The sequence below is a fragment of the Bradyrhizobium sp. CCBAU 11434 genome (genome assembly GCF_028128895.1).
In the GTDB taxonomy this organism is placed as follows: domain Bacteria; phylum Pseudomonadota; class Alphaproteobacteria; order Rhizobiales; family Xanthobacteraceae; genus Bradyrhizobium; species Bradyrhizobium zhengyangense.
In genome coordinates this window covers 35,587-42,221 of record NZ_LBJX01000070.1, presented here as the reverse complement: position 1 = coordinate 42,221, position 6,635 = coordinate 35,587, and the positions used below count along the sequence as shown (strand labels likewise).

The window sequence follows — 6,635 nt, the reverse complement described above, 5'->3', positions numbered from 1 at the left end:
CGAGTGAGGAGCAGGCGGCAATCGAGATCGAGGTCGGCGCGGTTCGCATCCGTGTCAGGGGGACAGTCGACCGGCAGGCACTGTGCGAGGTGCTGGCAGCGGTCGGGACGGTTGGTCGATGATCGGGCTTCGAGATGGGTTGTCGATCTGGATTGCGACGCAACCGGTCGATTTCCGCCGCGGCAATGGACTCGCTGGCGATGCTGGTGAGCGAGGCCTTTGGAGCCGATCCGTTCGACGGCGGACTTTATGTCTTCCGCTCCAAACGCCGAGATCGCGTGAAGATCCTAACCTGGGATGGAAGCGGTCTTGTTCTTTACTACAAAAGAGTCGATGGGCAGTTCACCTGGCCGCCGATCAAGGAAGGCGTCATGTCGCTATCTCATGCTCAGCTCTCGGTGCTGTTCGATCTCGCGGTGTTGTCGGAGGAATGCAGCACGCTGGCGACCGAGCGTGATGCCGCGATCGCCCAACGTAATGCTGCGATCCAAGAGAACGACAAGCTCCTGATGATCCTGTCCCAGTACAAGCGCACGATCTTCGGTCCGCGCTCCGAGACACTGGATATCGGACAGCTGTCTCTCTTCACCATCAGGGAACAGGTGGCGCGTGCCGCCGCAAACGACGACGTGACCGGAGGAGGTAGGCTGCCTGACGGAGCGGAGGGCCGTGGAAAGCGACCAGCGCGACGCAACCGCGGGAAGCTTCCGGAGCATTTGCCGCGCATCGATGTCGTGATCGATATCGAGAGCCACGTCTGTCTCTGCTGCGGCGAGCAGCTGCACAAGATCGGGGAGACCGTCAAGGAAGCCTTCGACGTCATTCCGATGCAGTATCGGGTCAAGCGCATCATGCGTCCACGGTACGGCTGCCGGGGATGCCGCCAGGGTGTACTGCAGGCACCCGCGCCGGCCCAGGCGATCGACGGTGGAATGGTGACGGACGTCTTGCTGGCCCACGTCGCGGTGGTGAAATACGCCTACCAGCTGCCGATGTATCGCCAAGAACAGATGTTTGCCGCCCAAGGCATCACGCTCGACCGGCAAACGCTGGCCTCGTGGATGGGCCGCGTCGCCTGGTGGCTGAAGCAGCTTCACGCGCTGTTGCGCCGCGCAGTGATGTCCTACCCGTGGTTGTCTGCCGATGAGACGCCGCTGCCAGTTCTCGATCCCGGCCGTGGCAGAACCAAAGTCTGCCAGTTCTGGGCGATCGCCACCGACGACCGCCCGTGGGGCGGCCCGGCGCCGCCGGCAGTAGTCTACGTGTTCGCCGAGGATCGCAAGGCAATCCGCGCCAGGCAGCTGTTTGGAGACTAGACGGCATCCTGCAGGTCGATGGCTATGCCGCAAGGGGTTAATCAAGAACGGGGGCCGTCTGGTACAACTGGCGTTCTGCTTCGCGCATGCGCGGCGGAAGTTCTGGGACGTCCACGTCGCGACGAAATCGCCGATTGCCGCGGAAGCGCTGCAGCGGATCGCGATGTTCTACGCCATTGAGGATCGCATTCGCGGTTTGCCAGCGACGCAGCGAGCTGCGGCGCGACAATCCGACACCAGACCGCTGATCGAGGACTTCAAGCCCTGGCTCGAGGCGCGACTGCTGGAAGTCTCGAAGAAATCCGGCCTTGGCAAGGCGGTCCGCTACACCCTCAACCATTGAGAGGGCCTGACGCGATTCATCGATGATGGGCGCATCGAGATCGACAACAATACGGTCGAACGCAGCATCAAGCCGGTCGGATTGGGAAAGAAAAACTATCTGTTCGCAGGCAGTGAGGACGGCGCCGAAACCTGGGCCACTCTCGCATCGCTCATCAACTCGGCAAAGCTCACGATATCGACCCGCGGCACTATCTCACTGATGTTCTCGAGCGCATCGGCTCCGGGCGCACCAAGACCAATCAGCTGAACACGCTGTTGCCGTGGAATTGGAAAGCCGAGCGCGATGGTTCGGAGGCAAAGCTCGCCGCTCGATCAGATCGACGGCAACGCGTCGGGAACTTCCTGCGCATCGCTGGCGTCGTCGTAGATCTCTTCGCGGATCACGCGCAGCGTTACATCGTGCAGATACACTTGCAGCGCACCCTCCAGTTCGGTGAACTCGGGCAGCAGGACTCGATCGACGAAGCCACGTGACGCACGGACCATCACCGTGTTGCGTCGCTGCCGGCGATAACGAAACGGCCGCAGCCCATATCGTCGGCAAAGCGCCAGAAAAAGGTGCCGAGACCACTGGTCGGGAAGTGAGAATTGCTGTTCGATCGGTGGATCGTGCCGAGCGAGTTCCTCGACCCGGGCCCGCACCCGCTGCAGCGCGGCTTCCGCTGCAAGCCGCTCACCAGCAGTTCCGGCACCCACGAACAACGCCTCGATCTTCCGAAGCTTCTCGCGCAGCTGCGACTCGCTGGTCATTCTGATCCCCGTTGCCCGCTCCGAACCGGCATCAACCCATCACCGCGCGCCGGCGGCGTCAATCATCCCGACCGCGCTATCCAGAGCATTCCGCGCAAGTCAAGCCCGGGCACCGGTGATACCCTCGTGACGCTCACGGATAAATCGGGTCTACCGGCCTTAACGCGAGCAGGGACAAGGTCCGCAAGCGGCGAGCTCGCCGCAAGGCCACCGGCCTTGATCTGGTCCTGCAACGCCAGGCGACCCCAACCAGCGCGCTGATCGTCCGTTGCTCCACCCACGCCACTCCGGCGTAAAAAGACCCAGACTCTAACTGCCGTGACCTGCCGCTGGATGAAACTTCAGTGACAGATCACCTTGCCCTGAAAATTCGGCATCGGCTGGCCTTATCTCGAGGAGCACTTCACGCCCCCAAATGCCTGGCACCTCGCCCTGAGATCCAATATTGTGGATCGTGAGTTGCGCAATAAATGGGCGGCCGACAGCAAGGGGCGGGGCTAATGGAAGAGTCCGGAGGTAATTGGCTCGCCTATGCGATGATTCTCGCATGGCCGCTCGTGGCTTTCATGTTGTATCAATTGTGGTCGTTCAAAGAGGCCACAGCATGGACGATTCTAGGGGCTCTTCTCTTCTTACCGGCACAACTTGCGGTAAAGTTTTCAATGGTACCCGCCATCGACAAAAACTCGGTCGCGAGCGTTTCGGTGCTTCTCGGAACGTTTTTCTTCGGACCGCGAATGAGAATGAAGAGAGTTCCAGCCGGCATTCTCGGTCTGATGGGAGCCTTGGCTGCTCTTTTCATTGTTTCTCCGATAGTTACGTCCCTACTGAATGACGATGCAATCGTAAGAAGATTCATGGTTATTCCAGGGGTAGGTTACTACGACGGAGTTTCTGCGCTACTTCTTCAGTGCATCTCTTGTTTACCTTTCCTCGTCGGGTTTCGGTTTTTTAGGCTCGCGGAAGATGCGGAAATTTTACTCCGCACGCTGGTCGCTGCTGCACTAATTTACTCCGTACCGATGTTGATCGAAGTCCGGATTAGCCCACAGCTTTCGAGCTGGATCTATGGTGCGTTTTCCTCAAAATTCGCAGTTGAAATGAGGTATGGGGGATTTCGGCCGGTCGTATTTATGATCAACGGACTGGCCGCCGCTTTCTTTGCCTCGACGGCGTTCCTTGCTGCAGCGACGCTTTGGCGCACGAATACCAAAATTTTCAAGATACCGACGGCCGGTACGAGCGCATACCTTGGAATACTCGTTGTCCTTTGTAAGTCCGCAGGAGCTTTGGTCTACGCAATCGTAGTTGGCAGTTTGCTACGGTGGTTCAGTCCAAAGGCTCAGCTCCGAACTGCGGTGTTGCTTGCAGGCATTTCTATCATGTACCCTATGCTGCGCATGGCCAATTTCATGCCGGTACAGGAAATCGTTAATGTGGCGACCTGGTTTAACGCCGAAAGGGCCAAGTCTTTGAACTTTCGTTTTGACCAAGAAGAACGACTGCTCGCGCACGCGTCGGAACGTTTCTGGTTCGGATGGGGTAGGTACGGGCGGAATCGTGTCTACGACGAAATGGGTAACGATACGAGCATAACCGATGGGCAATGGATTCTGACGCTTGGACAGTTCGGATTTGTTGGATTCCTGGCTCAATTCGGATTGCTGACGCTTCCAGTTTTTCAAGCGGCTCGAACTGCAAAAGGCGTGCGGAGTCATCGTGAATTGTTGTTTCTTTGTTGTCTCAGTTTGATCGTAGCTGTTTCCGCACTCGAGCAGATACCGAACGCATCTATAAGCGCATGGAATTGGCTGCTGGCAGGCGCCCTTCTCGGGCGATGCGTGGGTATCAGAGCGGCAGTGCCTAGCTCCATTCCATCGCCGTCGCCACCGCAAGGTCGAATCGGCAGCCAATCCGGCATTTCCATCCGCTCTAATTGATCGGGCGTTCGGTTGAGTGGTGTCTGAGAAACTCGATAGCCTTCGGAATCGCGCGATAAGGGCCGGAGTATGGACGCTCGCCGGTTACACCTTAAGTTACATCCTTCGCCTGGCCAGCAATCTACTATTGAGTCGACTGTTGATCCCAGACGCATTCGGGGTCATTGCCATTGCCAACTTGGTACTTGTCGGTCTGGCAATGTTGTCCGATCTGGGGCTCAAACCAAGTGTTGTGCAGAATCGACGGGGCCATGAGGGCGTTTTTCTCAACACCGCTTGGCTAGTTCAGATTGTGCGTGGTCTGTTGCTCTGCGCGTTAGCCGTGTTCATTAGCCTTATCATTGGCATCTCCCGTGCGCTTGATTTGGCTCCGCACGGAAGCGTTTACGCTGATCCCAGTCTACCGTACGTAATCGCAGTCCTTTCACTTACAACGGCGATCGCCGGCTTTGAATCAACTAGGTTGCTTGAGGCTAGTCGTAACCTTCAGCTCGCGCGCATTACCCGTCTTGACCTCGCTTCTCAGATCTTCGGATTCGTCCTCATGATAGGATGGGCTAGTGTTGATCATTCAATATGGGCACTTGTCGCGGGTGCTCTTGCTACATCGCTGTCTAGAATGACTCTTTCGCATGTTTGGCTTCCTGGCCTCGCTAACCGGGTTCAGTGGGACCGATCAGCATTCGTCGAAATTGTCCGGTTTGGAAAATGGTTGTTTCTCTCGTCAGTGCTCTATTTCATTGCTACAAGTGGCGACCGAGTTGTTCTGGGCGCCTTGGTCGATTCTCGCACTCTTGGTGCTTACGCAATTGCATTCTTGATCTACAGCTCGATCGATCAGGTTTTGACCAAGATAATTGTTGACGTCTCGTTCCCCGCCCTCACCGAAATTGTTAGAAGCCGGCGCCATCAGGTGCAAGAAGCCTACTACAGGTTTCACTTTGCCATAGCATCTGTTGCGTATTTTTGCGCCGGAGTATTGGCGATCTCAGGAGGAGCAATAATTTCAGTATTGTACGATCAGCGATATCAGCAGGCTGGCTGGATCCTGCAAGTTTTGGCTCTTGGGCTTCTCACCGTGCCCTATCGAATTGCCACGCAAGCATTCTTGGCTTTCAACCTCGGTAAGAGCTATTTCTATCTGCAATCAGTGCGGGTGGTAACTTTGTTCGTCGCGCTGCCCGTTGGATTTGCTGTAGGGGGCTTTGCAGGTGCAGTTTGGGGAGTAGTAGCTTCATACTTCTCGAGCATTCCACTGGTGCTCATTTATGCGCGATCAGTGGGATTATTTAGACTGAGGAGCGAACTTAGGCCAATTCCGGTAATGCTTGTCGGACTGCTCGCAGGAGGGATGGTGAGGTTTGCTGCAACTCGCATCCTCCATTGAACGGTGGGAGCCGAAAACAATCACGCGAAATGACGTTTATCGGACAACAGCGAGGAGGTAGGTCGGAGGAAAAGGATGTCAATCTGGTTCATCGCTCGGTCGAGTGGTCTACGATGAATTTCCATGACGTCGTACGTGACGAATCCAATGTTGTGCATGAAAGGAAGAACATCGTGCAACAGCGGGGCGCCTTGATTGATCTCGATGAGCGCAACTTCCAACAATATAGCATCGATCTTGTCCAGCAGTTTGGTTGCCCCTCTAAGCACCTCGAGCTCGTACCCTTGCGTATCGATTTTAAGAAAGCCCGGGCCCTGGAAGTCTGTTAGCATCGTATCCAGCCGTCTGAGCCGCCGAGTTTCAGTTGATCTTGGAAGGGGGCTGCGCTCGCCGTATACCGACGATCCTGTTTCCATGACATTGAAAGATACGACAGCATCGTCCTGCGCCCCCAGTAGCTCGGAAAATACTGTTGCTCCGATCCGGTCGGCGACCCTCGTCAGCATCTCACGTTTTGAACGATTTGGTTCGATCATGGCAAAGCGGCTGCTGGGCCAGATAGAGCTGGCCAGCAGACTCCAGTTTCCTTCAAATGCTCCTACGTCAATTATTGTCGCCGGCTGCAGTCCCCGTTTGGCGGCTGAGGTCAGAGCAAACTCCATGTTTGGCGCAAAGGAATATTCATAAGCGAACCGGTCAAATTCGGATCTTGCTAAGTGAAAAGAGAGATGCAGAAGAGATTTTTTCAGTTGCTCCGGCAAAAGTGTGTCAAGAGCAGCGGCGATGGCCCACTTAACTTTGTTCATCTTATTATCCAAATACAGAACAGACCCGGTATCTTAAATGTGGCTCCAGTGAATGAAAACTAGTATCTGATGATATAGTTTAGTGACAAGG

The 6,635-nt window shown here is 56.0% G+C and carries 4 protein-coding genes and 2 pseudogenes; 4 read left to right on the top strand and 2 right to left on the bottom strand.

Annotated features, from left to right (window positions below; genetic code table 11):
• Positions 1 to 134: 134 nt before the first annotated feature.
• Positions 135 to 398: pseudogene (gene tnpB / locus XI06_RS43810) on the top strand (IS66 family insertion sequence element accessory protein TnpB); the annotation flags it as partial.
• A gap of 21 nt (positions 399 to 419) precedes the next feature.
• A pseudogene (gene tnpC, locus XI06_RS43805) lies at positions 420 to 1,925 on the top strand (IS66 family transposase); the annotation flags it as partial.
• Between the two features lie 48 nt (positions 1,926 to 1,973).
• On the opposite strand, the gene XI06_RS15030 reads toward tnpC, so the two are convergent.
• Positions 1,974 to 2,411, bottom strand: a complete 438-nt coding sequence (locus XI06_RS15030) for a hypothetical protein (protein WP_271605736.1) — start codon at positions 2,409 to 2,411, stop codon at positions 1,974 to 1,976.
• Positions 2,412 to 2,911: 500 nt separating this feature from the next.
• On the opposite strand from XI06_RS15030, the gene XI06_RS15025 reads away from it, so the two are divergent.
• Both XI06_RS15025 and XI06_RS15020 read left to right on the top strand, forming a co-directional pair.
• Positions 2,912 to 4,351, top strand: coding sequence for a hypothetical protein (locus XI06_RS15025; RefSeq protein ID WP_271605735.1), 1,440 nt, complete (start codon positions 2,912 to 2,914; stop codon positions 4,349 to 4,351).
• Between the two features lie 16 nt (positions 4,352 to 4,367).
• On the top strand, positions 4,368 to 5,738 hold the full coding sequence (locus XI06_RS15020) for an oligosaccharide flippase family protein (RefSeq protein WP_333909335.1): 1,371 nt from the start codon (positions 4,368 to 4,370) through the stop codon (positions 5,736 to 5,738).
• Positions 5,739 to 5,758: 20 nt separating this feature from the next.
• Here the strand turns inward: XI06_RS15020 and XI06_RS15015 are convergent, their stop codons facing one another.
• Positions 5,759 to 6,544, bottom strand: a complete 786-nt coding sequence (locus tag XI06_RS15015; RefSeq protein ID WP_271605733.1) for an FkbM family methyltransferase — start codon at positions 6,542 to 6,544, stop codon at positions 5,759 to 5,761.
• Between the last annotated feature and the right edge of the window lie 91 nt (positions 6,545 to 6,635).